The organism is Bartonella capreoli (genome assembly GCF_902813205.1).
In the GTDB taxonomy this organism is placed as follows: domain Bacteria; phylum Pseudomonadota; class Alphaproteobacteria; order Rhizobiales; family Rhizobiaceae; genus Bartonella; species Bartonella schoenbuchensis.
Window position 1 is genome coordinate 1 of record NZ_CADDZX010000270.1, and the last position, 424, is coordinate 424.

General features: G+C 34.9%; 1 protein-coding gene. It reads right to left on the reverse strand.

Features of this window, described 5'->3' with window-relative positions; genetic code table 11:
• On the reverse strand, window positions 1-424 hold a 424-nt coding region (locus J7R05_RS08370; protein WP_208541887.1), incomplete at both ends, for a hypothetical protein.

The window sequence follows — 424 nt, forward strand, 5'->3', positions numbered from 1 at the left end:
TAAGAGGGGGAATATTTTTATGGTTTTCATGAAGATCACGTAAATCTTTCTTAACTTCTTCATCGTTGAATGTTCTACATATGCGTTCAGAAGTATCAATATCTCTACAAAAAGCCAAAGCCCGATGCATGGGTCTTGTATCATCTCCAAGATCAATTTTCAGATCCATTTTGGTAAGAGCTTGATAACAACCCATGATCTTTGTTCTATCATCAAGAATAAGTTCATAATTCTCATCTGTCATCAGATGCTGGATAGATTTACTCACTTCTCCTTCATCAACACCTAAAACGATAATCTTGTAAGGCGTTAAAAGTCCATTTTTTACAGCATGGGAGAAACTATAAGAATAAAGGATTTTTCCATAAAGCTCTTCATCATCCATAGAAGCCAGAACGGCATCAATCTCATTAGCTTGTTTTTT